Origin of the sequence: Teredinibacter waterburyi (genome assembly GCF_001922985.1) — a bacterium.
Lineage (GTDB): Bacteria > Pseudomonadota > Gammaproteobacteria > Pseudomonadales > Cellvibrionaceae > Teredinibacter > Teredinibacter waterburyi.
This window is the reverse complement of the sequence record NZ_MRUH01000165.1, coordinates 137,027-163,127: the sequence shown is the minus strand read 5'-3', so window position 1 is coordinate 163,127 and position 26,101 is coordinate 137,027. Positions and strand designations below refer to the sequence as shown.

Below are 26,101 nucleotides of genomic sequence, written 5' to 3'. Positions count from 1 at the left end.
GTGACGTGCGTCATGTTTTATATCCGGGTTGCGGATTATCATTTTCGTTTATTTTGTGCGAAGTGGAGTGTTTAACCTAGTAACAGACGATATCTACATAGGCTATGGCGTCATAGCTGCCAGATAAAAACAGCGATGTAAAAATTATAATAAAAGAGGGACGTGATGACACATCAACAACAAGAGCCTCAGGACTCGAAACAGTATCAGGATTCACAACAAACCAGACCCGCAAGCGCAGTAGCTAAGATTAAACATTCGCTTTTAAGTATGTCTGCAAATGCCTTACTTTTTAGTGTCACCATCGTGGTAATGGCCGCTTTTGTAGAGTTGGTATTTTACGGAATGAACAAGTTCTTTCCGATCGAGGTTCCAACCATTGAGTCGGTTGAGAGTGTGCCCAACCAAGAGCGATTAGACTTTTTCCAATATCACTCCGTCTATGGCTATGCCGGTATTCCGGCCGTAGAGAAAACATTTATGGGCAAGACTATCACCCATAACAGCAAGGGCTTGAGAGGGGCCGCACTGGGTTATACCAAGCCTAAAGGTGTGCGCCGCATAGCCTTTATCGGCGACTCGCAAACCTGGGGCTGGGCAGTTTCAGATCATGAAACAATCCCAGAGTTTACCGCCAAGGTCATTAACACTGAGCTGCAGGCTGGCCAGGTGGAGGTTCTGAATTTTGGCGCAACCGGTTATGGCGTCGACCAATCATACCTTCGTCTTATCAGCGAGGGCTTGCGTTATCAGCCCGATATTGTTGTGCTCACCTATTTTTCGGATAACGATATTTGGGAGACGGCGTCGTCAGAAGCTTGGGGAGTGCAAAAGCCCTATATGTACAAAAAGGATGGCAATTTTTGCGTTTCTAATGTGCCACCGCCCAAAGCATCTGGGTGGCCAGCCGACAACATAGGCTTTATCGTAAAAAATAAATTTAACTGGGAGCTGCCAAAGCTGCAGCTGTTTGGTTCAACCTTCGATCTGGCCGAATCCAATGTGGCGCGCTATTTCAAAAATCGCAGTTTAAACACCGCACTTTTCTCAGCTTGGGGCGATGACGACAGTAACCCGAAACAAGCCATTGAGAGACAGCTTGGTTGTCTAGAGAAGCCAGCCGGGCCACCGCTAGAAACGTGGGAAGAAAAAATTCAATTAACCGTTGATATTGTTATGTTGATTAAAGAAACGGTGGAAGCGAATGGCGGCCGTTTTATGCTCATTTCAAAACCACTCGAAAAGGATGTTCAAGAGAGTCACTTAAGCTCGGATTATGTCAAAGTGTTGTCTAGCTTATCGGACCGTGGGGTAGATATTATTGAACTCTACGGCGAGTCGAAAATGGTTAATCTGAAACCCGAACATCTCTTTATCGGCGCCGGACATCTAAGTGCACAAGGTAATTATTTGGCCGCGCGTAAGTTAGCTGAGCGAATAGTTAAATCACCTAGCTATAGGTCGTTAGCGAGCGAGTGAATTACAACAACTAAGCGTACAACAATGCCGCGAACCTTAAGTCAGCATTTAAAATCGTTCTACGCGATGTAAGGGTGAAAAAAAGGCGGAACAAATTAACTGTTTGTTAATTGTTTCGTCTATTTCATCTTTCGATATTTTCATTGGCGTATACTTCGCTAATCGGTGGATTGCTAGTCACTGCACCGCTCGCTTTAAATGTTCCAGTATTCTCCACGTATTTATACATTTCCACCATTCATCTGAATCCGTCTTTTAATTTGTACCTCGGGGGTATGATCCATGAATTCACGCAGAAGTTTTGCCAAAAAGCTCATCAATTTAACCGTTCTTAATATTGTTGCGGGAGCAACGCTAGCTTCAAGTGTGGCTGCCACCGCAGAAGAGCAGTCTGGGTTTAATATTTCTCCCATGATTGGAGCGCTATCGCGACCAGCCGGTTCAGGTTTAACCGAGGCAGTGTCCGCTACTTTGGCTGCAGGCTACGAATTTAAATCGGGTTGGGGCGCTGAGCTAGCCTACTTGATAGCCGATGCCGACCTTACTGGGTCAGATGACGACGCAGCCATTAGCCAGGCGCGGCTCGATGTTTTATATCATTTTAATGGTGACGATGGATTTCGTCCGTTCCTGTTGTTGGGCGGCGGCAATGCCGATTTTTCCTACGACAACAGTGCTTTAGATAATTCCGAGGGTATGGTTAATCTTGGTGCGGGCTTTAAACAAGCCATAGGTGATAACTGGGCTTTACGCTCAGACATTCGCGCTATTCGCCTGCTCGATATGGAAAAAACGCAGGGCGCACTTAATATCGGCTTAAGCTACTACTTTGGTGGCGGCAGTGGCTCTGGTGGTGAAATGAAAAAAGCTGCAGTTGAAACCGATAGCGATGGCGACGGCGTTTTGGATCGCACCGATGCCTGTCCTGGTACTCCTGCGGGCGACAGCGTTGATACCGCTGGCTGTACTATTGTTGTGGACATGAATAGCGATATGGATAACGACGGTGTTGCCGATGCTATGGATGCATGTCCAGACACCGAAGCCGGAGCTAAGGTAGATGCACGCGGTTGCTACCGTCTATTAAAAGAAAGTGTCAGCGTAGCCTTAGAAGTTAAGTTTGCTAACAATTCCGATGTGGTGGTTAGTAACTCTCTAGACGACGTTGCCAAAGTTGCCAACTTTATGCGTGAGTACCCAGTGGCAAACGTAGAGCTAAAAGGCTTCACCGATAGCCGTGGCGATGCGGGTTACAACAAGAGCCTTTCACAGCGCCGTGCGAATGCCATTGCCGGTATTCTTATTGAGCAATTTGGTATTGATGCAAGCCGTGTATCCGCAACGGGTTACGGCGAAGACCAGCCTATTGCGACTAACGAAACAGCAGAAGGCAGGGCACAAAACCGCCGCGTAGAAGCGGAGGTAAGTGCAACGGTTGAAAAGGTTGTTAAATAGGTTCTTCGATATAAGAGCTGAAAAATAGAGCGTATAAATAGCAAGTACCCAGAGCCCACAACTTAGTGTGCTCTGGGTTATTTATAGGCTACTTTATTCCCGATAAGCTTCCATTCCTACGCAAGAACACACCAAGTTCCTATCTCCATACACATTATCAATACGGTTAACCGTTGGCCAAACTTTGTGTGCTTTCAAATAGGGCAGAGGGCGAGCGGCTTCTTCGCGGCTGTAACTGTGTTGCCAGTCACCCATTATGTCGTCGAGTGTGTGCGGCGCGTTACACAGTGGGTTGTCGTCGCTTGGTAGGTCGCCTTGTTCGATGCGCTCGATTTCTTTGCGAATACAAATCATCGCATCACAAAAGCGATCTAACTCGGCCTGACTTTCGGATTCCGTTGGCTCAATCATGAGAGTGCCCGCAACGGGGAAACTCATCGTCGGGGCGTGAAAGCCAAAGTCCATCAAGCGCTTGGCTATGTCTTCTTCGGTTACGCCGCTGGTTTCTTTCATAGGGCGTAAATCTAACAAGCACTCGTGTGCAACATAGCCATTTTTGCCTGAATACAGAATTGGAAAGTGGTTTTGCAAACGTTGAGCAATATAGTTTGCATTTAAAATGGCGTATTCAGTCGCCAGTTTTACGCCACTATTACCCATCATTCGAATATACATCCAACTAATGGGCAAGATGCTAGCTGAACCCCACGGCGCTGCCGAAACGGTGCCGCTTTCGGGTTTTGTACCGGCAACGTCTTGCAGTGGATGGCTCGCCAAGAACGGTGCTAGGTGAGATTTGACACCGATAGGGCCCATGCCAGGGCCGCCTCCGCCGTGTGGAATACAAAATGTTTTGTGTAAGTTTAAGTGAGACACGTCGCCGCCAAATTCTCCGGGTGCAGCGAGGCCAACCAGTGCATTCATGTTGGCGCCGTCGATATAAACCTGACCACCAATGCTGTGAATTAGCTGGCAAATGTCTTTAATGTTTTCTTCAAAAACCCCGTGAGTGGACGGGTAGGTGACCATAATTGCGGCAATATTTTCACCGTGTAGGTTTACCTTGGCTTGCAAATCGATTAGGTCGACGTTGCCCTGTTCATCACAGTTCACGACAACGACCTTCATGGAAACCATTTGTGCTGAGGCGGGGTTGGTGCCGTGTGCAGATTGAGGAATCAAACAAATATTGCGTTGGTTTTCGCCGCGACTTTCAAAATATTTTTTGATTGCAACGAGCCCTGCATACTCACCTTGCGAGCCTGAGTTAGGCTGCAGACTAATCGCGTCGTAGCCGGTACAGGCTTTAAGCATTGTTTGCAGTTGCTCAAATAGTTCGGCGTAGCCCTGTGCTTGTTCAATAGGTGCGAAGGGGTGGAGGTTGCCAAACTCCGGCCAGGTTACCGGAATCATTTCGGCGGTAGCATTAAGTTTCATGGTGCAGGAGCCGAGCGGAATCATGGCGTGATTTAGGGCAATATCACGTGATTCCAAACGCTTTAAATAGCGTAGCATTTCGGTTTCAGAATGATATTGCTCAAATATATCGTGCTGCAGCGCGTTTTCGTTGCGCAACAGTTCGCTGGCAATAGCGGTGTGCTGCTGCGCTTTAGCTTCGAGGCTGGCGAAGTCTAGTGGTGAATCGCCCGCAGCGAAAATCGCTAAAAGCGCTTGTACATCGGCGCTGTCGGTACATTCATTGAGGCTAATGGCCAGAGCATTTTTACCGACACAACGCAGATTGATTTCGGCATTTTGAGCGCGCTGAAACAGTGCCTGCTGTTGGTCTCCAACTTCAATACAGAGGGTGTCGAAATAGTGTTGATAGCGTAGCTTGTAGTTAAGCGAGACTATGCCTTGGGCTAGAATCTTGGTGAGCAAGTGAATGCGTTGCGCAATATTATTGATGCCGGAACCGCCGTGATACATGGCGTAAAACACGCTCATTACCGCGAGTAAAACCTGCGAGGTACAAATGTTGGAGTTGGCTTTTTCGCGGCGAATATGTTGTTCACGAGTTTGCATGGCCATACGCAACGCCGTTTTACCGCGAGCATCGACAGAAACGCCAATAATGCGACCGGGGGTAGAACGCTTGTAAGCCTCACGAAATGCGAAAAACGCCGCATGTGGGCCACCAAAACCCATGGGCACGCCGAAGCGTTGATTACTGCCAACAACAATGTCGGCTCCTTGAGAGCCTGGCGACTGCAACAATGCTAGGGCCATAATATCGGCGGCAACAATGGCAAGTGCGTCTTTGCCGTGAATTGTGTCGATAAGCGGTTGCAGGTGTTTAACTTCCCCTTGCGAGCCGGGGTATTGCAGTAGCGCACCAAAGAATTCTTGCTGGTGAAGATCTGTTGCGGCGTCGCCAATAATTAATTCAAAACCAAAGTGCTCTGCGCGAGTGGCAACCACGGCGATGGTTTGTGGATGGCAGTCTTTGTCGACGAAAAAGTGGTTGGATCGGTTTTTACGCCCGACACGTTTAGCCATTGCCATAGCTTCGGCTGCGGCGGTTGCCTCATCTAGCATGGAGGCATTTGCCATATCCATTCCGGTTAGCTCAATAATCATTTGTTGATAGTTGAGCAAGCCTTCTAGGCGACCTTGGGCAATTTCCGGTTGGTAGGGGGTGTAGGCGGTGTACCAGCCGGGGTTTTCCAAAACATTGCGCAAAATAACGTTCGGCACATAGGTTGGGTGGTAGCCTTGCCCTATATAGCTTTTAAACAATTTGTTTTTGGCGGCGATGGCTTTTAACTCTGCAAGCGCGCTGTGTTCGCTACAGGGTTCTTGTAGAACCTTAGTACTTTCGGTTCGTATCGCAGCGGGAAGGGTAGCTGAAATCAAGTGCTGCAAGGAGTCGATGCCGAGGGTTTCGAGCATAGCCTTGGTTTGCTGCGCATTCGGGCCTATGTGACGTCGAGTAAATTCGCTGGCGTCGACTAGTTCTTCCAAAGACTTCGAATTTGGCATACATTGATTTCCGAGCTGAATATTGGGGTGACGGCTGCTTGAAGGGGGCGTCACCGAAAGGCAAAACTGCCTGTTATTTGGCCAGTTTTGACGGGGCGGCAATAGTAGCAACCCCGCCCCCTGTGGGCAAAGTATTTTAACCGGAAATAGCGGTAAATTGGGCAGATTATGACAATACAAAAAGTAGGTGGCTGGAAGCTTCGTCATTCTAAGGATGTTTACGAGAATGCGTGGATAAAAGTCAGTCACCAAGAGGTAATAACGCCGGCTGGAACCGACGGTATTTACGGTTTAGTTCACTTTAAAAATCGCGCTGTGGGTGTTATTCCAATTGATAGCGATGGTAATACTTGGTTGGTGCGGCAGAGCCGGTATGCGTTGGATGAGTTCACCTGGGAAATCCCTGAAGGGGGAGCGCCGCTAAATGAGGACTTGTTGGTGGCGGCGCAGCGCGAGTTAGAGGAAGAAACTGGCCTGATCGCCGACCACTGGCGTGAACTCACCACCATTCATCATTCAAATAGTGTTAGTGACGAGATTGGTGTGGTGTTTGTTGCTAGTGGATTGTCTGAAGGTACTCAGCAGTTGGAGGAAACTGAGGATATTACGTTACGCAAGCTACCGCTGGCTGAAGCGGTGGAGATGGTGTTAGCTGGCGAGATCACCGATTCTATGTCGGTTGCGGGATTGCTGCGGCTGGCTTTGGAGCAGCGTGTTGGTGTTTCAGTTACTGACGTTTCAATTGCTGATGTTTCAATTACTAGGGAAGACGCATAAAAAAAGCAACTAGCCGAATAGTCAGCTAGTTGCCATTTTGTGTGTTACGCCCTGTTTAAACTTTGTTATGCCACCGCCCCGGTGGAGTGCAATTTCCGTTGCTTGAGGATTATCCTTTCCTCATATCCCTTATAAAGCGCATCCGTTGACCGTCCTGGCCACTTGTACATCCATGACTACATCCGTGTTAGCACGGTTGTTGCGCATCCTTTGACCGAACCTTGGCCACCAGTGCATCCTGCAGTACGTCCTTGTTGATGAGTATTCTCGCTAAAAACCGCTGGAGAAAATAGTCGAGGATGCTGGGAAGCTTGTAGGACATTGTCCATATGGCGCGCGAGCAATTTTGGTCTAGTCAATTTTGTTGAGGGAGCTTGGCGGCTGGAATTAAGGGTAATTAAGAGAGCGGTACTGTGATGCTAGCCTGCGACGGAACGATCGCGTCCACTTTCTTTAGCTTTGTATAACATCTTATCGGCCCGCTGGAGCAGGGCATCAAACCCCGCATCTAAGGGATCTAATTGAGAGAGGCCGATACTCACGGTAATACAAAGTTCTTTCCCAAAACATATAATCGGTTCGTCTTTACAGCGTTCTCTAATCCGTTCGGCTATGGTTTTAGCTCCAACCAAGTCAGTGTCGGGACAGCAGACGGCGAATTCCTCACCGCCAAGTCGTGCGACTATGTCCGATGCGCGTCCAGCGGCGTTAATACGCTCGGTGATTTCAAGCAACGCATGATCGCCCGCAGCGTGGCCATGCTGATCGTTAATAACTTTAAAGTAATCAATATCGATCATAAGTACCGAAAGGTCGCGCGCTTGACGCCTTGCCTTGGACATTTCAACATCTGCAAGGACAAAAAATTGGCGTCGGTTGTAAGCGCCAGTTAACGAGTCGCGGGTGGCGAGGTGCTCAAGTTCGGCATTGGCTTTAATGAGAGCTTCACGCGCATTGACTAAGCGCAAGGCTGAACGCATGCGAGCGGCTAGTACGGGGTAGTCAATGGGTTTGCTAACAAAGTCATGAGCACCAAGGTCTAGCGCTTTTACCACTTGCTGATGGGAGAAGTCTGCAGAAACCATAAGCACGGGAATCTCTGCGGTAACGGGGTTGGCTTTTAGTTTTTCGAGTGCCTCAATGCCACTCATGCCGGGCATATGGTTGTCGAGTAAAATGATATCGGGTGCGTCTTTGTCGCACTCCTCTATACATTCATAGCCAGAGCGCGCTGGAATCACCTGGAATCCGCCGTCTTCCAACTCTAGGGTGAGTAAAATAATGTTGTCTTCAACATCATCTACTACGAGAACTTTGGTCATACGAATTACTGTCTTTGATTAATCTGGGCGCTTCGGTGATCGTCCCTTCGAGTATAGGAGTAATACTGGCGTTTTTCCTGTTGAAACTCTTCGAGTGATGCTGGCTTTATGAGCGGTTAATCAGGTATGACTGGCTGGCGTGAGACGCATTTGTGATTGTTACTAGTTCGGGGCATGTAATTGCTTTAATGCAAGAGTCGCAAATTGGTAGGCCTGTAGTGGCGTGAACGATTCATTGTTTGGGAAGAGGGGGGTGGTTCCGTCTAGCTCATACAGGTCTGCGGTCTCGCCGGATTTGATTTGATTGCATAGGGAACGAAGTAATTCTGCTAAAGGTTCGTCCCAACCGCTTAGCGACGGAGTCTCAACCTGTAGGGGCGACCTGGTGACAATACTTTGTACTAAGCAGCGGATCATCCAGCTACTGGGCAGTGCTGCGTGTGGGTGCAGGCTACTGACATTGTCACGCAAGCTACGGAGCAATTTTGAAAAGAGCCGAATTCGGTGCCGAGAGCCTGGGGCGGTAAGTGTTTTCCGAACCCTGTAATCGGTTCCATTTCCCGCTAGATCGCGCGGGATAAATCGCTCTGTAGGTGTCATGGGGGCATCCTGATGGATTGCGGTGCAACCGCGCTTTACGCGCCAAGCTTAGTGCAAAATCTTCGCAACGTGAATAGTATCTTGAGTATCGAAGAAGCGTTGTTGATGTTCCACCTTATGTTGCAGCTTTACAATGGCCTTGTTGAGTATGCTGACAGTTTTGTTTAAATCACGCATAGCGATCAGTATTTCGGCCGCTTCGGCTTGTGCATCGAGTGTATCTGTGTCAGTCAGCGTGGTGATATCTGCGCTGATTTTGTTGTTACTCATCTGCGTGTCTCTCTACTTTATGTGCCTTTTCAAGGCTTTCTTGTTACTGGATAGGGCTTTCTGGCATCTAGTTTTCTGTCACAACAGCCCAGAAGATGAGACCTTGATAAAGGTGACGGTTAATCTGGAGCCTTTTTTCGCGCACGGCTTTTATAGATAGTCGTGACTAAAATCCGCTTTTAAGGGCCACCGCTTTTTGTGGCGGCCCTCGTCTGGTCTTATAGCTACCAGCTTAAAGCGCCGCCTGTTTGGTATTCAATTACCCGTGTTTCAAAGAAGTTCTTTTCTTTGCGAAGGTCCATAATTTCGCTCATCCAAGGGAATGGGTTTTCGGCGCCGGGGTATGCTTCGCTCAGCCCTAGTTGGGCGAGGCGACGATTTGCAATGAAGTGTAAGTACTGTTCCATCATTGCCGCGTTCATACCCAATACGCCGCGCGGCATGGTGTCGCGTGCGTAGGCAATTTCCAGCTCGGTTCCTTCTAAGACCATTTGCTTAACTTCGTTTTGGAACGCGTCTGACCAAAGGTGCGGGTTTTCGAGCTTGATCTGGTTAATAACGTCGATACCAAAATTTAAGTGCATGGATTCGTCACGCAAAATATATTGGAATTGCTCCGCTACACCGGTCATTTTATTGCGGCGTCCCATCGACAAAATTTGGGTGAACCCACAGTAAAAGAAAATACCTTCGGTGATTACGTAAAAGCCGACTAGGTTTCGCAGTAGTTCTTGATCGGTTTCAGGGGTTCCAGTTTTATAGTCTGGGCTGTTCAAGCCGGAGGTGTGGGCGATGCTCCATGCGGCTTTTTTGGCTACAGATGGGACTTCGCGGTACATGTTAAAGACTTCGCCTTCATCCATACCTAGAGATTCAATACAGTACTGGTAGGCGTGCGTGTGAATCGCTTCTTCAAAAGCTTGGCGCAACAGGTATTGGCGAGCTTCGGGGTTAGTGATGTGGCGATAAATAGCCAAAACGAGGTTGTTGGCAACGAGCGAGTCAGCCGTTGAAAAGTAACCTAGCGAACGCATAATAATGGTGCGCTCATCATCCGTTAAGCCGTCTTCACTTTTCCACGTGGCGACATCTGCGGTCATATTGACTTCTTGTGGCATCCAGTGGTTGGCACAGCCGTCGAGGTATTTCTGCCAAGCCCATTCGTATTTAAATGGAACCAGTTGATTAAGGTCGGCTCGACAGTTGATCATACGCTTGTCGTCAACTTCAATACGCGCGGCGCCCATGTCTAGGTCGGCCAAGCCTGGCGTTGGATCGAGTTCTTCAATTGCCCGACGTGCTAGCGCAATTGCGTCCAGGTCTCCTACTACTTCGTCAGTTGAGGTGGCGCTGCTTGCTTCTGTTTGGTAATTCGCGACCGCAGATTCTGATACAGCACTCGTTGGAGTAGCTGTTTGGGCACTAGCTTCTGTCTCTGTAGTGGTCTCGGATTGTTGCAACTGTGCGAGAACATCTTCGCGTGAAATATCATCCTTCGGTGAAGGTGCTGGCGCCGTCTTGGTCTTGGCTGTGTCGTCTGTATAGTCGTCCCAACTTAACATAATGGTTTCCCAGTTTTAGGTGGTGGCACGCTAAAAGTGCTCACCAAAATTTTCGAAAATTAGTTTAGAGTCTGAGGCGAGGGGCCAATTAGCCCCTCGCGCAACAGACAATCTCCCCCACGGATTCTTTAAGTTTGCGCAACAATAGCTCACAAAAAGTGGTGCTTTGTTTACTGACAGGCTTCGCAATCCGGGTCGTCTAGCGAGCAGGCTTGTGGAACTGCTGCGGGTGCGGCTGCGGTAGTTGGAGCTGCTGTGCCAGAGGAAACCGCGTTGAGTTTACCTGTGTCGATGGTCGACTTTTCGGTTGTAGTTGCGGCAAGCGCGCGCAGGTAGTAGGTGGTTTTTAAACCGCGGAACCACGCCATACGATAGGTCAGGTCAAGTTTTTTGCCGTCGGCGCCAGCGATATAGAGGTTCAAACTTTGCGCCTGGTCAATCCACTTTTGGCGACGACTAGCGGCGTCGACTATCCAGCGCGGCTCTACTTCAAACGCTGTAGAGTAGAGCACTTTTAAGTCATCTGGAATTCGATCTATTTTCTGCAGTGAACCTTCGTAGTATTTGAGGTCGTTAACCATTACCGAATCCCACAGGCCGCGATCTTTAAGGTCGTGAACGAGGTAGGGATTCACTACGGTAAATTCACCAGAAAGGTTCGATTTAACGTAGAGGTTTTGGTAAGTCGGTTCGATCGATTGTGAAACGCCGGTGATGTTGGCAATAGTTGCGGTGGGCGCAATTGCCATAATATTTGAGTTGCGCATTCCAGTCGCTTTAACGGTTTCGCGCAAGCTGTTCCAGTCTAGAGTTTGTGAGCGATCTTGATCTATAAACTTCGTGCCGCGGTTTTGCGCTAGCAACTCAATGGAATCGATTGGCAATATACCTTGGCTCCATAAAGAGCCTGGGAAGGTGCTGTAGCTACCGCGCTCTTGTGCCAATTGGTTGGAGGCGGAGATGGCATAGTAGCTAACGGCTTCCATAGAGCGGTCCGCAAATTCAACCGCTGCATCGCTGCTGTAGGCTATTCGCATTTTATAGAGAGCGTCTTGAAAACCCATAATACCAAGACCGACAGGGCGGTGACGCATGTTTGATGTGCGGGCCGATTCCACCGAGTAGTAGTTGATATCGATAACGTTATCGAGCATGCGTACTGCAGTGTTTATGGATTGCTGCAGTTTGGTTTGGTCTAGTACTCCATCGACAATATGCTGAGCAAGATTGATTGAGCCAAGGTTACAAACAGCAATTTCTTCATTTGCTTTGGTGTTAAGGGTGATTTCGGTACACAAGTTAGATGAGTGAACCACGCCTACATGCTGCTGCGGGCTGCGCAGGTTGCAAGGGTCTTTAAAGGTAATCCATGGGTGGCCTGTTTCGAACAACATGCCGAGCATCTTGCGCCACAAATCTAATGCCTTCACTTTTTTGTAAGGTTTGATCTTACCCGCGGCGGCTTCACGCTCGTAATGTTCGTAGCGCTCTTCAAATGCACTGCCGATTAAGTCATGTAGGTCTGGCACGGTACAAGGCGTGAACAAGGTCCAATCTTTTTCTTCAAATACACGCTTCATAAAGAGGTCTGGAACCCAGTTAGCGGTATTCATATCGTGGGTACGACGACGGTCGTCACCGGTGTTTTTACGTAGCTCTAGAAATTCTTCGATATCGAGGTGCCAAGTTTCTAGGTACGCACAAACAGCACCTTTACGCTTGCCGCCCTGATTTACCGCAACAGCGGTATCGTTAGCGACTTTAAGGAACGGCACTACACCCTGAGAACGGCCGTTAGTGCCTTTGATGTAAGAGCCTAGTGCGCGTACTGGAGTCCAGTCGTTGCCCAGACCGCCCGCCCATTTTGACAGCATGGCGTTATCTTGAACGGCGCCATAAATACCATGGAGGTCATCGGGTACGGTTGTCAGGTAGCAAGAAGAAAGCTGTGGACGCAAGGTTCCTGCGTTAAACAGGGTTGGTGTTGAACTCATGTAATCGAATGAAGATAGCAGGCGGTAGAACTCAATAGCGCGAGCGTTTTTGTTGTCTTCTCGCTCAGCCAAACCCATGGCTACGCGCATAAAAAAGATTTGCGGCAATTCAATGCGCACGCCGTCGCTGTGGATAAAGTAGCGGTCGTAAAGGGTTTGCAAGCCGAGGTAGGTAAACTGCTGATCGCGCTCGGCGATAAGTGCCTGCCCAAGCAACTCTAGATCAAACTCCAGCAAGGCTGGCGACAAGAGCTCAAGTTCGACACCGCGTTTAACATACGCGGGTAGGGCCTGAGCGTAGTAGCTGCCCATTTCAGCTAAGGTTGCCGTCTGAGCGATATTTAAGAAGTTCAAGCTCTCTGCACGCAGCTTATCAAGCAGCAAACGAGCAGTGGCAAACGAATAGTTAGGCTCTTTTTCTACTAGGGTTCGAGCGGAAATAACCAGTGATGTATTCACGTCGTCGAAAGAAACGCCTTCGTAGAGGTTGCGGGTTGCCTCTTTTAAAATCGTTTCTGCATCTACACCTTTTAGCCCTGCGCAGGCCTCGGAGACGATAGTCTGCAAGCGATTGACATCTAGCGGCGCAATGCTGCCGTCGAGCTGGGTAACGTTGATGGTGGGGAACTCGACGTTTGCGCGGCTCAATTTTTCTTTTTCTGATCGTAACTTTGCGCGCTCTGCTCGATAGATTACATAGTCTCGGGCGACCTTGTGCTCACCAGTACGCATAAGCGTGAGTTCGACTTGGTCTTGAATCTCTTCGATGTGGATAGTGCCACCAGAAGGCATGCGACGCTTAAAAGTTGCGGAAATTTGTTGCGTAAGCGTCTCAACCATTTCGTGTACACGACGTGATGCGGCTGCTGTGCCGCCCTCTACTGCCAAGAACGCCTTGGTCATGGCAACGGCAATTTTGTCGTCGGTGTAGCTAACAACAGTGCCGTTGCGCTTAATGACGCGAAGCTGCCCCGGAGCGGTTGCCGATACGGCTGTTTTGCGCGGATCGGTTTGTGGTCCTGGCGCTGCCGCCGGTGATTGAGATACTGGGTTTTCGGTAGTTTGCATAAAAATTAGCCCGCTAGTCCTTCAGGAAATTCGATGTAAATGTAAAGTTGTAAGAGTGTGCAATACCCTAGGGGTATGTGACGCCTTCGCTCGTATTTGGCAACGGAAGTAGAGTCGCTTGTGGCTCAATCGGGTGGCTCACATTAGCGCTGTCGTCCGTAGTTGTTGCTTGTGGTTCTCGTCTGTAATTCTTATCTGTTGAGCTATTGCGTGCTGCTCATGAGGTGCTAATGGTGTACATAAAATGTAAGAAGATGGCCTTTTTATTAGCTTTTTTTAAAGCCTTGGAAGACGAAAGTAGCTGACGATGCTTGGGCCAATTACCGGTATTTAAGCGACCGATAATGTGCTATCGCCAAACTAGCCGCGGTACGTATTAACGCCAGCAATACAGCGCGATAACACGAACTAGGCTATATGCCTAGACTGACAGTGGATAAACCTTACTTTGGCCTTGCGCCACGCGCCGAATTTATGTAGGTCGGTCGTGAAAAACACCATATATAGGGGTAAGTCAGAATTTGGATACAAGATAATGCGATTTTGCTGTCGATGCAAGAATGAGTTCCTGCGCGTTTCTTGTGTGTAATATGTGGATAATTCTGTGTATAAGTGGTCACTTACCGCTCGGGCGAGTGTTTATGGGGGCTCGCTGGAAGCGGCTAATAATTCACATAGATATAATATTTTTAACTTAAATTGGTAACCTTTTATAGCCTTTGTTGGAGACGTGGTCTGATTGCAATTTTCCATTCAGATGCTGTTCAGGCGTTGTGGAGCACTATCTCCTCAAGCTAAAAAAACGGAGGCAGAACAATGAATCAGCAATTTGTATTTTTTCGCAACAACCTATCCCTCGCTCGGCTCGCATTAGTCGCTATGACCACTTTATTTGTGGCTGGTTGTGGCGAGGCGCAAGTCGGTATTCAGGCTGGATATCACGACGACCATTACGATACCAGTTACTACGAAACTGATAGCAGTTACCATGCAGCCGATGGCTGGGATGATCCGTTTGCCCCCGAGTTGTTATCCGTAGAATTGATTGATAGTTACGGTGACAGTTCTGCAGATACGCCAATTCAGCATTTGAGTATTGACCCTTACATCGATGATGGTCTGTTCGAGCTATTTTGGCGTGCAGAGGCGTGGGATGATTACTGGGCTGAACTTTATATTAATGATCGCCCCAGTTTTGATGGGGCGTTGTTTGTCGATGATCAGCTTTGTGGCTTGGACTTGGCTTGTGATGAAGACGGCGTGTTCTTTTGCCAATATACGCCGGGCTTTACGGTGCTATGCGACAGCGGTGATGAGGTGGGCGTAGTAAGTATTAGTGACCTAATGTTACGCGTGCCGGAAAAGCTGTATGTGGGGGTGCAGCTTTGCGATCTCTACTTCGAAACCTGTGAATATCAGTGGCAAGAGGTTTGGTTTGAATAACCGATAACAGGTTATAACAAAAAAAGGGGCTAAGCCCCTTTTTTTGTGGATCTAATAGCCGTTACTGATTGGCTAAAAATACCATCAATGCTTTTTGTGCATGTAGTCGGTTTTCGGCTTCGTCCCAGACCACGGCAACTTTTTCATCTTCCATTAGCTCGTGACTGACTTCTTCTCCTCGATGCGCAGGTAAGCAGTGCATAAACACGGCGTCGGAGTGCGCATTACTCATCAGCTCATGATTCACCTGATAGCCGTTAAAGCGAGCCTCACGCTCTCTCTGCTCGTCTTCTTGGCCCATGCTGGCCCATACGTCTGTAACCACCCAGTCGGAGCCTTTGACGGCCTCTTTTGGGCTGCGGAAGATCTGAATACGGTCTTTGTTGGCGGCGACAAGTGCTGGATCTGGGTCAAAGCCTTCTGGGCAGGCAATGCGAAGTTCAAAATCACACAAGCGCGCCGCATTGATGTAGGAGTGACACATGTTGTTGCCGTCACCGATCCAGGTGACGGTTTTCCCCTGTGGGCTACCGCGATGTTCGACATAGGTTTGAATGTCTGCGAGTAGCTGGCAGGGGTGATAGCTGTCGGTAAGCGCGTTAATTACCGGCACTTTCGAGTAGGCTGCAAAGCGCTCGATTTTTTCGTGCTCAAAGGTGCGGATCATAATCATATCGACCATTCGCGATAGCACGCGGGCGGAATCTTCAATCGGTTCACCGCGTCCCAGTTGTGTATCGCGGGGCGATAAAAAGATTGCACTACCGCCAAGTTGCGACATTCCTGCTTCAAATGACACTCGTGTTCGAGTTGACGATTTCTCGAAAATCATCCCTAAGACGCGATTGCGAAATGGTTCGTAGCTCGTGCGCGTTGTCAGTGCCGCCTTTTGTTTAATGGCGTCGTCAATAATATCTTTAAGCTCTGACGGGGATAGGTCTAGCAGTGTTAGAAAGTGTCGTAGTGCCATAGGTTTTACTTCGCTTGTTGGAATAGCAGTAGTGGGGCTAGGCGCGTTTAGTTGCGCTAGCCCTTGTAATTACGGTTGTTGAATTACTGCAATTCTAGAATTAAATCGACTACGGTGGAGACGATTTCGCTAGCCTGCGCATCGCTGATAATCAGCGGAGGTAACAATCGAACCGTATTGCCGGCGGTGACATTGATAAGTAGGTTTTTCTCTTTCGCTGCAGCTACCAGTTCGCCGCAGGGCTTACTTAGCTCGATCCCAATCATCAGGCCTTTGCCGCGAATATCTTTGACGATCGCTGTATTGGTTAGGGCTGTTTTGAAAGCTTCGAGCATTGAGTTGCCAAGACTCGCAGCGCGCTCAATGAGTTGCTCGTCTATTAGTGCTTGGGTTGCCGCTAAGGCCGCGTTACACACTAGCGGATTGCCACCGTAGGTTGAACCGTGATTGCCAGGCTGTAATACCTCGGCAGCTTGGCCCTGAGCGAGGCAGGCACCGATAGGTACACCATTGCCAAGCCCCTTCGCCGTAGTGACCACGTCGGGCAAAATGCCGTTGTGTTGGTAGGCAAAAAATTTCCCAGTACGGCCGTTCCCGGTTTGGATTTCATCCAAAATTAGCAGCCAACCCTTTTCGTCGCAAAGTGCGCGCAGTTGGTTGAGGTAATCGCTGGCTGGCACATTCACTCCGCCTTCGCCCTGTATTGGTTCCACCATAACAGCGACGGTGTTGGCGGTACTCGCTTTGCGAATAGCCTCAAGATCGTTATAGGTAACGTGAGTAAACCCTTCTACTAAAGGCTCAAAACCTGCTTTTACCTTGTCATTGCCCGTGGCAGATAGGGTTGCCATGGTGCGACCGTGAAAGCTGCTCACCGTAGTGATCACTTCCGGATTGCTGATACCTTTGCTCTGGCCGTACTTGCGCGCAATTTTTAGCGCGGCCTCGTTGGCTTCTGCACCGGAATTAGAGAAGAATACTTTATCCATTCCCGAGAGTTTTACCAGCAGGGCGCCGAGTGCCTGTTGGGGCTCGATAAGGTAAAGGTTAGAGCAGTGAATTAACTTTTCGGCCTGCTCGCAAATAGCGCGAGTTACGGCAGGATGGTTGTAACCTAACCCGCACACGGCGATACCCGAGAGTGCGTCGAGGTAGCGCTTACCTTCGCTGTCCCACACATAGGCGCCGTCGCCTTTTGTAAGCGTGGTAGTTCTTTCTCCATAAGTATTCATAAGTGCCGACACGGTCATTCAGTGCTCCAAAAACAAAACAGGCAGCGATAGCTGCCTGTACAAGGCGGTCATTCTATAAACAAACATCTGGTTTGTAAAATGCTTGCAGTCGCACCATTTTGGGGACTACTGAGTGAAAATTAGGGTAGCTAATCTGTACGCCTAAAACCGTTCGAAATTTCTACCTTTGCTGGTGCGGTCAGCGCCTTGGGTAGGTTGTTGTAGGCAGTAGAATCGGAAATCGTTACAATGGCCGGCAATACCTGACTAATAAGCTCAGGTTTAGCTAGGCAGCTTAAGTATTGGACAGTAGTCGCAGCACTTATAATGTGTAGCTTTTAATATTTTACTTTTAACACTCAACAGTACGAGGTTTTATCACTGTGGATATCATGGACACCATTAAGCAGCAAATCGAGCAGAACGCGATCATCCTTTTTATGAAAGGCTCACCCAGTGCCCCGCAGTGTGGTTTTTCCATGAAGGCGTCACAAGCGTTGATGGCTTGTGGAAAGCGTTTTGCTTACGTTGATGTTTTATCTAACCCAGAAATTCGTCAGAACCTTCCTGTTTACGCTAACTGGCCAACATTCCCGCAGCTTTGGGTTAACGGCGAATTGGTCGGTGGTTGCGACATCATTATGGATATGAGCGAGAAAGGCGAGTTGAAGACGCTCGTAGACACCATTGATGACAGTGCAAATGGTTAAAACCTAGTCCATACTTGCACCAAAACGGGGATCGTGAAGGGCTGCTTGGCCCAGCGGCAGGAAAGCCTCTGCCAGCGGTGTGACAGCTCGATTCTCGGCTAACAAGGTAAATCTGACGTGGTCCCCGCTGTATTTTTTAGCGGCCTCAGGGAGAGTGCCCATGCAACTGGTCTTGGCGTCTAAAGAATGCGAAACACCTACGGCGGTGTCTTTGGAGGCCGCCATTCAACATTGCTTAGCGGCATCTGCACAAAGTATTTTCATCCTCGCTACAGATGCTGACGGCTGGGATAAAGACCGAGTTGATCCAGTTTTACAAGCCGTTAAAGTTCCGCTGTTCGGCGGTATTTTCCCAAGAATAATCGTTGCCGGTGAGTGCCGTTCCCAAGGTACGCTAGTTTTGGGTTTGGCGTTTTCCTGCGATGTTGTTATTCTCGATTCTCTTTCTACTCTGAATAGCGCAACGGTTGAGAGATGTTTGCTGTCGGCGGAATCAGAACTGTCAAACGCGAAAACAATCATCACCTTAATTGACGGCTTAGCCAATAATATTGAATTGCTAACCGAGTGCCTCTACGACAATTTAGGTCGTGGAACGGCGATGTTTGGTGGGGGGTGTGGCTCGCTAAGTTTTGAGCGCCAGCCAGCACTGTTTAGTAATAGAGGTCTTATCGCTGACGCTGCGGTATTGGCCGCTTTTGACATTCGGCACTCAGCGGGCGTTCGCCATGGCTGGGAAATCCTCGATGGCCCCTACCTTGTTACAGGTTCAACTGCGAACATCCTGAGTACCTTAAATTACGTGCCGGCCTATGAAGTCTATCGCGCAGAAGTTGAACGCCATTCAACATTACGGTTTGCGGAGCAGGATTTTTTTGAAATTGCTAAAAATTATCCGTTGGGTATTTTAGGGCCTGATGGCGATATTGTGGTGCGAGACCCGTTGCGAGCAGAAGGAAACAATCTTATCTGCGTTGGTGAAATCCCTCAAAATACGACGGTTTATATTCTCGAAAGTGATCGTCAGCGACTGGTTAATTCTGCTGCCGATGCGGCTGCCTATGCGATCAATTCTTGCCGCAAGGACAATCGCAATGATTCGGCCAATGTTACGACAGTTATTTTTGATTGTATTAGCCGTTGTTTGTTTATGGGGGAGAGTTTTCATGAGGAGTTGGAAGCTATTATTGCGCAGCTAGATCCTGAAAGCATAGCGTTTGGAGCGCTTACGATTGGCGAGATAAGCACGAGCCGTAATGGCGCGATACATCTTCTAAATAAATCTACGGTTATCGCGGTGTTTTAACATGAAAAATACTCTGCAGCTAATTTCTATTCAGCATGAATTAGGTATGGCGATAGGGTTGAACTTGCTGTTGCGGCCAATGTTAAAACACTTTTCTAGAGTGTGTATGCGGCGTTTAGGTTTAGCGGAAATACACGCGTACTTTTATAGCAGCGAACGTCAGACGGTAAACTTGTCGGTACAGGCCGATGATGAGCTGCTGACATCTTTCTTAAATTTACCTGTTACTGAGTTCGGTTTAGATCAAAGCATCATTAACGATACGTTTAGTAAGTTGCGCGCTGCAAATTCCAGTTATAGCGTACACCAGCGTACCCCCTCAGCGAATACTGATTCTGAGTACGTGTATTTTTTTAATTTAGGCGATTTTGGCTTACTTTCATTACATCGAATGCAGCAACCGCTTGATCAGACTATTTTGAATTTGTTAGTCCCCATCGTTCAACGATTAACGGTCAGTTGTCAGGCCTCAATTGAGCACGAACAACTCCTTCAAGCTATAGCTGCGCGGGATAAAGCGGAACAGCAAATACGTTTCCAACTAAATCACGATGAGCTCACCCAGTTGCCTAATCGCCGTTTGCTGCTCAAACACCTGCAAACGGCTATTGACCATGCTGCGGCTACTGAAAAGATGGGGGCGGTACTTTTTGTCGATTTGGATCGTTTTAAGTCAGTCAACGATACGCTTGGTCATGCCGTTGGTGATGCACTTTTATGTGCAGTAGCGAACGCGCTGGTGTCTGTGGTTGGCCGTAAGCATTTTGTTGGGCGTTTAAGTGGTGATGAATTTGTCGTTATTTTAACGCCAGAGCGCTGTAGCGATGCGGACGCCAAAGTGTGCCTGCGGAAGATATTGCAGCAAGTTCAGCAAGTCTTTATTTTGCCTATCAAAGCAAATGAGCACCTTTTGCAGATAACTCCAAGCATCGGTGTTGAATTTTATCCTCAGGTCGCTATGGATGCCGATGCCGTTTTGCGCAATGCGGATGCGGCGATGTATATTGCAAAATCTCGCGGCCCTAATCAATTTGTTATTTATGATCGCAGTATGTCGGAAGAATTAGAACGACGCCTGGAGATAGAAAAGCAGTTGCAGGTTGACGTGAAGCGTTGTGACCAGTTTTATCTAGTCTATCAACCACAATATACAGACGCGGGTACATGCGTAGGTGCCGAAGTACTGGTTCGCTGGTATCACGCAGACTGTTCGCCAGCAGTGTTTATTCTCGTTGCAGAAGAAACCGGGTTGATTTTAGAGTTAGGTTTCTGGATTTTAACGGAAGCCTGTAATCATTTGCGTGAAATGGAAGTGCGCGGAATTATTGATAATGACTTTGAGAAACTGTCGGTTAATGTAAGTGCCGTACAGTTTAATCAGCCTCGTTTTGTCGAGGAGGTGATTGGCATTATCAATGCCACTGGGGTGTCGGCGAACTTGCTGGGAATAGAATTAACCGAGAGTGCGTTAATTAAAAACACCGAGGATATGGTGACTAAAATTGCACGGCTGTCAGCTTTGGGAATTCATATCTCTATTGATGATTTCGGTACCGGTTATTCATCACTGGCATATTTGAGCCGCTTTCCGGTTGATTCGTTAAAAATAGATCAAGTGTTCGTACGAGATTTACATAGTGACGCAGGTAACCGTGCGGTAGTGGAAACCATTATTGCACTAGGGCAAAGCTTGGGTATTTCGATAGTTGCCGAAGGTGTCGAGACAGAAGAAGAAAAACGGGCGTTAGTGCAAGCTGGTTGTATGTTATTTCAGGGGTACTTATTTAGCCGTCCGTTGGCTCACCAAGATTTTGTAACGTTATTGGAAAATGGATCAGGCGCAGTTAGCGCCATACCTAATTTAAGTGGATCGCGCTAGTGCTACGGATTGTCGTTCGACAAGCGAGGGTACGAATAAGTGTGTTTTGGTTGCCGTTTGGTTTCCGCCTTGACTTAATTCTATCGCTAGATTAGCTGCGTAACTTGCCATTTCTTCAATTGGGTATTCCATTGTTGTTAAGTTGGGACGACAGGCTTTACTTACATATAGATTATCGAAACCAACCACAGATACCTCTCCAGGCACATCTATTCCAGCGTCTTGTAGGGCGTTCATCGCTCCTACTGCCATTAAATCGTTATAGGCAATCAGAGCGGTAAATTTACAACCCTTTTCCAGCAATGCTTTTACGGCATCTTCGCCGCCGCGCATATTAGCGGTGGCCGATTCGATATTGTGTTTGGCGAGCTCTAAACCTGCTTCCGCTAAGGCTTTGGTTACGCCGTTTAAGCGTGTGGCGGGGTCGTTGTTGGCGTAGATGCTGGTGACCACGGCTATATCCTTATGGCCGTGACTGAGTAGATATTCGGTAATTTTCCGTGCCCCGGCTTCGTTGTCCAGCCACACGCAACGATTTGCCAATTGCGGTATAAATCGGTTGATAATAACGAGGCCGGGAATATCTTTCGCTAATTTAATAAGTGTCTCTTCGTCGGAATATTCGCTATGCAAAACAATAGCATCGCAGCTGTGCTCGCGTAGCGAGTAGATAGCGTCCAGTTCGGATTGCGTTTCGTACAAGGAGTTGCTCATTAGGAGTTTAAAGTTTTTTGCGCGCGCGGTGGTTTCGGCTCCGGCAGCTAAACAGCCGAAAAATGTCATCGACAGCTTTGGTGTGACAACTCCGATGGTTTCACTACTCTTGCTAACCAGCGCGCGCGCATTGCTATTGGGGCGGTAACCGAGTTCGGTAATTACTTTTTTAACCCGCGCACGGCAGGCGTCACCAACTTGGCCGCCGTCGTGAACAACGCGGGAGACTGTTGCTGTGGAGACGCCAGCAACGCGGGCGACATCTTTAATTGTTACCATAACTAAGAAAATTTCACTGTAGGGCTAAAAATTAGCGTTAACACAGGTTGTTGAGCCAGGCTCCCAGATTTGTGTAACCATTGCTCGGTGGCGTTGGTAATACACTAACAGAAGCCAAGGCAGCGCACTAAATACAAATGTACCTACCACTAAAATAATACGCATTTGCAACAATGTTGTTGCTGGTTGCGGTTCTGTAAGCAAGGCATCGAATGCCATGAGCTTTAAACTTATTCCTGCCAATAATAGCGCCGCTAGGCTGCTAATACTGAGGGTCCAATTGTGTACTGATGCGAATAAGCCGGCGCGGTTTTGTTGATGTGTTGCGGTATGTTTCGCACTGATATCAGCCATCATAGCCGGTACTAGCACTACCATAGCCGACCAGATTGCACTGCAAAAAACAGCATCGACGACAATGCTGTAACCCGCGCCGGGGGTAAATATAAACCATTTTGCCAGCGCACCTAACATAGTTAACAGGTATACCGCTTTCAGTGTTGTTAGCTTGCCCCACTTTTTGGCGGCATAACTGATGATTGGAAGGTAAATTATGCTCATCAATGCATAGGCGGTGGAGAGCACGGCTTTGGCTGCGGCCGCCTCGGCTAGATTACTATCGAATACAAAATAGACCAGCAGGTAGTAGTCCATGCTAGCGGCGTAAGCTGCGCCACCCATTTGTAAAATGATAAGTGCAATCAATAGTTTAATTGCCGGTTGTTGGGCTACAGCAGTTAAGCTCGCTTGCAGACGGTGTTTGAGCGGTTGGTGGTATAAGGCCTGCGACGTTTTGTACGCGCTGGATCCTTCTTGTGTTAGGGCCTTAGTTATCAAGGGAACACGTACAACCAGCGCCGGAATTATCCCGATTAAGAAAAACACAGCCAAGCCGAGCAGCCCGCCAACCCAGCGCACACCCTGAGTAAGGCTAGTGAAAATACTAAGTTGCGCTAGCGGAAAAACCCATTGATAAATCAGCGAGCCGAATTTTAGAAAATAAGCCGTAAACGCCATTAGCTCGGTGCGTTTATCTGAGTTGTCCGACATCTCATAGGTAAGGCCGGTGAGAGGGACTGTGTAAAATGCATTGGCGATATAAAACAGCATGGCACCGCCGGAAAAATAAGCCAGTTGTGCAACACCGTTCCAGTTGACCGGCACCATCCATATTGAGCTGTAACTAAGCCCTAAGGCAGCTGCGGCGCAAAAAATATAAGGGCGCCTAGGGCCCCAGCGTGAATGGGTGTGGTCAGATAGGTAGCCCGCCAAAGGCGCAAACAGAGCGCCAATAAGAATTGGTAGCGCCATGGCGACGCTCAACCAAAACGGATCAACTCCGAGGGTCATTTGGTAGTAGGGCACGGCGAGAATGGGAATGCCTTGCCCCGCAAAAAATACACTAAAGTAACCTAGGCCTAGTGCAACTCTAGGCAGATTGTTGCTGTGTCGCCGGTGATCACGAGTTGTTTTTATTGGCGACATAGGTTTTTAAATTTGCCGAGGCTTAGTTTTTTGAGGCTTAGTTTCTTGAGACGTAGTTTCCTGAGGCTTTTTTTCAAGCCCATATAAGTATCACGTCATTAATCGAACTGTAGTTGGCCGCGGGCGCCGGAGTCCAAATCGATGGCTTCGATTTTAATCGAGCCTAGGTTTTTTCCGAGTCGCACTAATGCTGTGGCAATACCATCTTCGCTTGCTATTGTCTCTGGAGATATTAATTCCGCATCGCCACTTAGTTTAAACTCAACTTTACGATTGCTCTCGTGGCTGTTTTCGCCCTGTTTGTCGATCAGTTCTGCATACACAAAAAGGGTATCGTTCGGCTGCGCTGCCAGTGAGCTGTGTTCACTATACACCTTAATGGCAACCGCTGGCTTTGGGGTAGAAACGCTGTGGCGTGCGACTTCGACCCCCTTGACCAGCGCACGTGCTTCTAACGTTCCTGGGGTGAAGGCGTCCAGATCAAAACTAAACGGAGCGTGGGCTAGATTTGGATAGCTTTTGCGATCTGGTTCTGCCGTGGCTATCGGCTCGCCATTTAGATAGAGCTCAATCTTATCGGCATTGCTGTACACCTTGAAACGGGTTGCCGATTGCGGCGTCCAGTGGCTGGCGATGTATGCCATATAGCCGGGCCCGATAGGGCCGCTAAAATCGCTGCCGTCACGTTGGCTCTGGAAAAAGTAGTAACTAAATTTTGGCAGTCGTTCGATACTCATAATGCCAGAGGCTTCTAAGTCATCGGCGTAGCCACGATTGTAGTCGAACATTACCCAGTAGCCATCGGCAAATGCGGGGGTGTTGAAATTGTCGTTGTGGGCTTCGCTGATATTGGCGGCTTGTTGTTGCAGGCGTTTATCGCCTGCACCTAATAGCTGCCGGCTAGAGCGTTCTTCCTGCAGCAAATCGCCCCAGCTGTCTTGATTTAAGCCGGCATTCATTGCGTAGTATTCCCAGTCGCCATATTCTGAAACCACGTAGGGGAGTGTTGATTTTAGCTCGTGGCCTAGACGGTGTTGTCGCGCTTGCAGATAGATATCAAACCCTGGCTCTTGCCAGCCAGCGGAAAACGTTTGTGTGCCGGGGAGTTCTTGGTGTACCGCGTTATGTAATTGTGCAACGAGTTCGGCATCCATTGCCGATTCGTTCAGTGAGCACTCCCAGGCGAGAACCGAGGCATGATTGCGATCGCGGCGAATTAAGTCGCGACAGGTTTGTACCGCGTGTGCGCTAAAGGCTGGATCGGGATTGACATATTGCCAGCCCAAAATCGCATCAATTAATACCAAGCCGAGGCGGTCTGCGGCTTGCATAAAGGCTTTTGAATGCGGGTAGTGAGATAGGCGAACGTAATCGAAACCCGCCGCTTTTATTTTTTCGGCGTCGCGAAATTGTGCGGCGTCGGACATGGCGTAGCCGAGGTAAGGGTATTCTTGGTGACGGTTTACGCCGCGTAAAAACTGCTGTTTACCATTGATGTAAAGTTTGCCATCAACCAGTTTAAATTCACGTATACCAATTTCGGTTGTTTCGATATCACTGACGTCTTGACCGGCCAACACTCGTGTGTGCAATTGATACAAGTTGGGCGTAGACGGGGACCAAAGTTGTGGCTGTTCTACTGTAAGCGTTTGGCTTAGGGTCAGTTGGCCATTGTCTAGCATTGCCGCGCTAATATTGAGTTGTTGTTTATTCGCAGTAATTTCTAACCCTTTGTAGGTCAAGCGCTGTTCAACGGTTATTGATTGCCCGGTCGTTAGTTGTTGGTTTTCCGAGTGCAGGCGAAGGTGTGTTTGAACGTCTAGTTCAGCGAGTGCGTTACTTACTTTGTTGTAGCGAACAAAAATTCCGCCGCCGGCGACTGTTTGGGCGGCAACTGGGTCGCTAATGTGAATAGGGTTTTCGAGCCGTAGCCAAACATTGCGATAGAGGCCGCCGTACATATTAAAGTCGAGCTGAGCTAGTGGCTTAGGCCCGGTAATTTGGTTGTCGCGATTGTCGATCTGCACATACAGGGTGTTGTCGCCGCTTGTTAAGTGCTCGCTAAGGTCAACCGAAAAGGGTAGGTATCCGCCTTTATGGTGGGTAATTTTCTTACCGTTTAGCCAAACGTCAGCAATGGTCATTGCGCCTTCAAAGTCGAGAATAATACGCTTGCCTTTCCAGTTTTCTGCGTTCGGGTTGAAACTAATAGTTTTTTTGTACCAGGCATCGCCTTGCCATTGATCGTTAACAATGCGCGGTTCGATATTGGCACTGTGCGGAAGGTTTACGGGCTGCCATTCCTGTTGGTTGAGTGCATCTTCTAGTGTGGCAGCACTTGAACTTTTAAAGAAGTTCCAGCCGCTATTGAAATTCTGGCGAGCAATGTAATTGCTTTCATCTATATTCGCCGCATTATTCTGACTGTTGATGCTAATGTCGGTTTTCGTATTCCCTGCGCTGTGCTCCGACTGACCACAGCCGGATAGCGTTAGTGATAGCGTAATCAAAGGTAATGCTAGTAGGGGGAACAGCGGGCGGTAAGCAGTTTTAAAAATAGTCATATTATAAAGT

At 48.5% G+C, this 26,101-nt stretch carries 18 protein-coding genes; 7 read left to right on the top strand and 11 right to left on the bottom strand.

Annotated elements, in window-relative coordinates; all coding sequences use genetic code 11:
• Positions 1–165: 165 nt before the first annotated feature.
• Together IDZ20_RS12985 and IDZ20_RS12980 are read left to right on the top strand one after the other, a co-directional pair.
• Positions 166–1,479, top strand: coding sequence for an SGNH/GDSL hydrolase family protein (locus IDZ20_RS12985; RefSeq protein ID WP_188151856.1), 1,314 nt, complete (start codon positions 166–168; stop codon positions 1,477–1,479).
• A 282-nt stretch (positions 1,480–1,761) separates the two neighbouring features.
• Positions 1,762–2,934: an OmpA family protein gene (locus tag IDZ20_RS12980; protein ID WP_188151855.1), complete on the top strand. Its 1,173-nt coding sequence runs from the start codon at positions 1,762–1,764 to the stop codon at positions 2,932–2,934.
• 93 nt (positions 2,935–3,027) lie between these two features.
• Here IDZ20_RS12980 and gcvP read toward each other — a convergent pair whose 3' ends face one another.
• Positions 3,028–5,916, bottom strand: coding sequence for an aminomethyl-transferring glycine dehydrogenase (gcvP, locus tag IDZ20_RS12975; protein WP_188151854.1), 2,889 nt, complete (start codon positions 5,914–5,916; stop codon positions 3,028–3,030).
• A gap of 168 nt (positions 5,917–6,084) precedes the next feature.
• Here gcvP and IDZ20_RS12970 point away from each other — a divergent pair, with 168 nt between their 5' ends.
• Entirely contained in the window at positions 6,085–6,693 is a 609-nt protein-coding gene (locus IDZ20_RS12970; RefSeq protein ID WP_188151853.1) for an NUDIX domain-containing protein, read from the top strand.
• A gap of 419 nt (positions 6,694–7,112) precedes the next feature.
• Here the strand turns inward: IDZ20_RS12970 and IDZ20_RS12965 are convergent, their stop codons facing one another.
• The 5 genes from IDZ20_RS12965 to IDZ20_RS12945 all read right to left on the bottom strand — a co-directional run bounded on the left by IDZ20_RS12965 (position 7,113) and on the right by IDZ20_RS12945 (position 13,509).
• A complete protein-coding gene (locus IDZ20_RS12965) occupies positions 7,113–8,015 on the bottom strand; it encodes a diguanylate cyclase (RefSeq protein ID WP_188151852.1) in 903 nt (300 codons plus the stop codon).
• Between the two features lie 162 nt (positions 8,016–8,177).
• On the bottom strand, positions 8,178–8,615 hold the full coding sequence (locus IDZ20_RS12960) for a hypothetical protein (RefSeq protein WP_188151851.1): 438 nt from the start codon (positions 8,613–8,615) through the stop codon (positions 8,178–8,180).
• Between the two features lie 48 nt (positions 8,616–8,663).
• Positions 8,664–8,885: a hypothetical protein gene (locus tag IDZ20_RS12955; RefSeq protein ID WP_188151850.1), complete on the bottom strand. Its 222-nt coding sequence runs from the start codon at positions 8,883–8,885 to the stop codon at positions 8,664–8,666.
• A gap of 224 nt (positions 8,886–9,109) precedes the next feature.
• Positions 9,110–10,447 (bottom strand): ribonucleotide-diphosphate reductase subunit beta, encoded by a 1,338-nt coding sequence (locus IDZ20_RS12950; RefSeq protein ID WP_188151849.1) that lies wholly within the window; start codon positions 10,445–10,447, stop codon positions 9,110–9,112.
• A gap of 170 nt (positions 10,448–10,617) precedes the next feature.
• Positions 10,618–13,509, bottom strand: coding sequence for a ribonucleoside-diphosphate reductase subunit alpha (locus IDZ20_RS12945; RefSeq protein WP_188151848.1), 2,892 nt, complete (start codon positions 13,507–13,509; stop codon positions 10,618–10,620).
• A gap of 816 nt (positions 13,510–14,325) precedes the next feature.
• Here IDZ20_RS12945 and IDZ20_RS12940 point away from each other — a divergent pair.
• Complete coding sequence (locus tag IDZ20_RS12940) at positions 14,326–14,952, top strand: hypothetical protein (protein WP_188151847.1); 627 nt, start codon at positions 14,326–14,328, stop codon at positions 14,950–14,952.
• 61 nt (positions 14,953–15,013) lie between these two features.
• Here IDZ20_RS12940 and argF read toward each other — a convergent pair whose 3' ends face one another.
• Together argF and IDZ20_RS12930 are read right to left on the bottom strand one after the other, a co-directional pair.
• Complete coding sequence (gene argF / locus IDZ20_RS12935; protein WP_188151846.1) at positions 15,014–15,922, bottom strand: ornithine carbamoyltransferase; 909 nt, start codon at positions 15,920–15,922, stop codon at positions 15,014–15,016.
• Positions 15,923–16,005: 83 nt separating this feature from the next.
• Positions 16,006–17,172 (bottom strand): acetylornithine transaminase, encoded by a 1,167-nt coding sequence (locus IDZ20_RS12930; RefSeq protein ID WP_188151845.1) that lies wholly within the window; start codon positions 17,170–17,172, stop codon positions 16,006–16,008.
• A 365-nt stretch (positions 17,173–17,537) separates the two neighbouring features.
• On the opposite strand from IDZ20_RS12930, the gene grxD reads away from it, so the two are divergent.
• From grxD to IDZ20_RS12915, 3 genes are all read left to right on the top strand, one after another.
• Complete coding sequence (grxD, locus tag IDZ20_RS12925; RefSeq protein ID WP_281250575.1) at positions 17,538–17,864, top strand: Grx4 family monothiol glutaredoxin; 327 nt, start codon at positions 17,538–17,540, stop codon at positions 17,862–17,864.
• 160 nt (positions 17,865–18,024) lie between these two features.
• Entirely contained in the window at positions 18,025–19,170 is a 1,146-nt protein-coding gene (locus tag IDZ20_RS12920) for an FIST signal transduction protein (protein ID WP_188151844.1), read from the top strand.
• 1 nt (position 19,171) lies between these two features.
• On the top strand, positions 19,172–21,049 hold the full coding sequence (locus tag IDZ20_RS12915; protein WP_188151843.1) for a putative bifunctional diguanylate cyclase/phosphodiesterase: 1,878 nt from the start codon (positions 19,172–19,174) through the stop codon (positions 21,047–21,049).
• Here the strand turns inward: IDZ20_RS12915 and IDZ20_RS12910 are convergent.
• From IDZ20_RS12910 to IDZ20_RS12900, 3 genes are all read right to left on the bottom strand, one after another.
• Positions 21,032–22,042: a LacI family DNA-binding transcriptional regulator gene (locus IDZ20_RS12910; protein ID WP_188151842.1), complete on the bottom strand. Its 1,011-nt coding sequence runs from the start codon at positions 22,040–22,042 to the stop codon at positions 21,032–21,034. The two genes, IDZ20_RS12915 and IDZ20_RS12910, sit on opposite strands and share 18 nt — an antisense overlap.
• A gap of 24 nt (positions 22,043–22,066) precedes the next feature.
• Complete coding sequence (locus IDZ20_RS12905; RefSeq protein WP_188151841.1) at positions 22,067–23,527, bottom strand: MFS transporter; 1,461 nt, start codon at positions 23,525–23,527, stop codon at positions 22,067–22,069.
• A 98-nt stretch (positions 23,528–23,625) separates the two neighbouring features.
• On the bottom strand, positions 23,626–26,091 hold the full coding sequence (locus IDZ20_RS12900; RefSeq protein WP_188151840.1) for a glycoside hydrolase family 2 TIM barrel-domain containing protein: 2,466 nt from the start codon (positions 26,089–26,091) through the stop codon (positions 23,626–23,628).
• Positions 26,092–26,101 lie beyond the last annotated feature (10 nt).

Bases quoted from the DNA above. Each gene is read 5' to 3' on its own strand.
- IDZ20_RS12985 (WP_188151856.1), top strand. From the start codon at position 166: ATGACACATCAACAACAAGAGCCTCAGGACTCGAAACAGTATCAGGAT.
- IDZ20_RS12980 (WP_188151855.1), top strand. From the start codon at position 1,762: ATGAATTCACGCAGAAGTTTTGCCAAAAAGCTCATCAATTTAACCGTT.
- gcvP (WP_188151854.1), bottom strand. From the start codon at position 5,916: ATGCCAAATTCGAAGTCTTTGGAAGAACTAGTCGACGCCAGCGAATTT.
- IDZ20_RS12970 (WP_188151853.1), top strand. From the start codon at position 6,085: ATGACAATACAAAAAGTAGGTGGCTGGAAGCTTCGTCATTCTAAGGAT.
- IDZ20_RS12965 (WP_188151852.1), bottom strand. From the start codon at position 8,015: ATGACCAAAGTTCTCGTAGTAGATGATGTTGAAGACAACATTATTTTA.
- IDZ20_RS12960 (WP_188151851.1), bottom strand. From the start codon at position 8,615: ATGACACCTACAGAGCGATTTATCCCGCGCGATCTAGCGGGAAATGGA.
- IDZ20_RS12955 (WP_188151850.1), bottom strand. From the start codon at position 8,885: ATGAGTAACAACAAAATCAGCGCAGATATCACCACGCTGACTGACACA.
- IDZ20_RS12950 (WP_188151849.1), bottom strand. From the start codon at position 10,447: ATGTTAAGTTGGGACGACTATACAGACGACACAGCCAAGACCAAGACG.
- IDZ20_RS12945 (WP_188151848.1), bottom strand. From the start codon at position 13,509: ATGCAAACTACCGAAAACCCAGTATCTCAATCACCGGCGGCAGCGCCA.
- IDZ20_RS12940 (WP_188151847.1), top strand. From the start codon at position 14,326: ATGAATCAGCAATTTGTATTTTTTCGCAACAACCTATCCCTCGCTCGG.
- argF (WP_188151846.1), bottom strand. From the start codon at position 15,922: ATGGCACTACGACACTTTCTAACACTGCTAGACCTATCCCCGTCAGAG.
- IDZ20_RS12930 (WP_188151845.1), bottom strand. From the start codon at position 17,172: ATGACCGTGTCGGCACTTATGAATACTTATGGAGAAAGAACTACCACG.
- IDZ20_RS12920 (WP_188151844.1), top strand. From the start codon at position 18,025: ATGCAACTGGTCTTGGCGTCTAAAGAATGCGAAACACCTACGGCGGTG.
- IDZ20_RS12915 (WP_188151843.1), top strand. From the start codon at position 19,172: ATGAAAAATACTCTGCAGCTAATTTCTATTCAGCATGAATTAGGTATG.
- IDZ20_RS12910 (WP_188151842.1), bottom strand. From the start codon at position 22,042: ATGGTAACAATTAAAGATGTCGCCCGCGTTGCTGGCGTCTCCACAGCA.
- IDZ20_RS12905 (WP_188151841.1), bottom strand. From the start codon at position 23,527: ATGTCGCCAATAAAAACAACTCGTGATCACCGGCGACACAGCAACAAT.
- IDZ20_RS12900 (WP_188151840.1), bottom strand. From the start codon at position 26,091: ATGACTATTTTTAAAACTGCTTACCGCCCGCTGTTCCCCCTACTAGCA.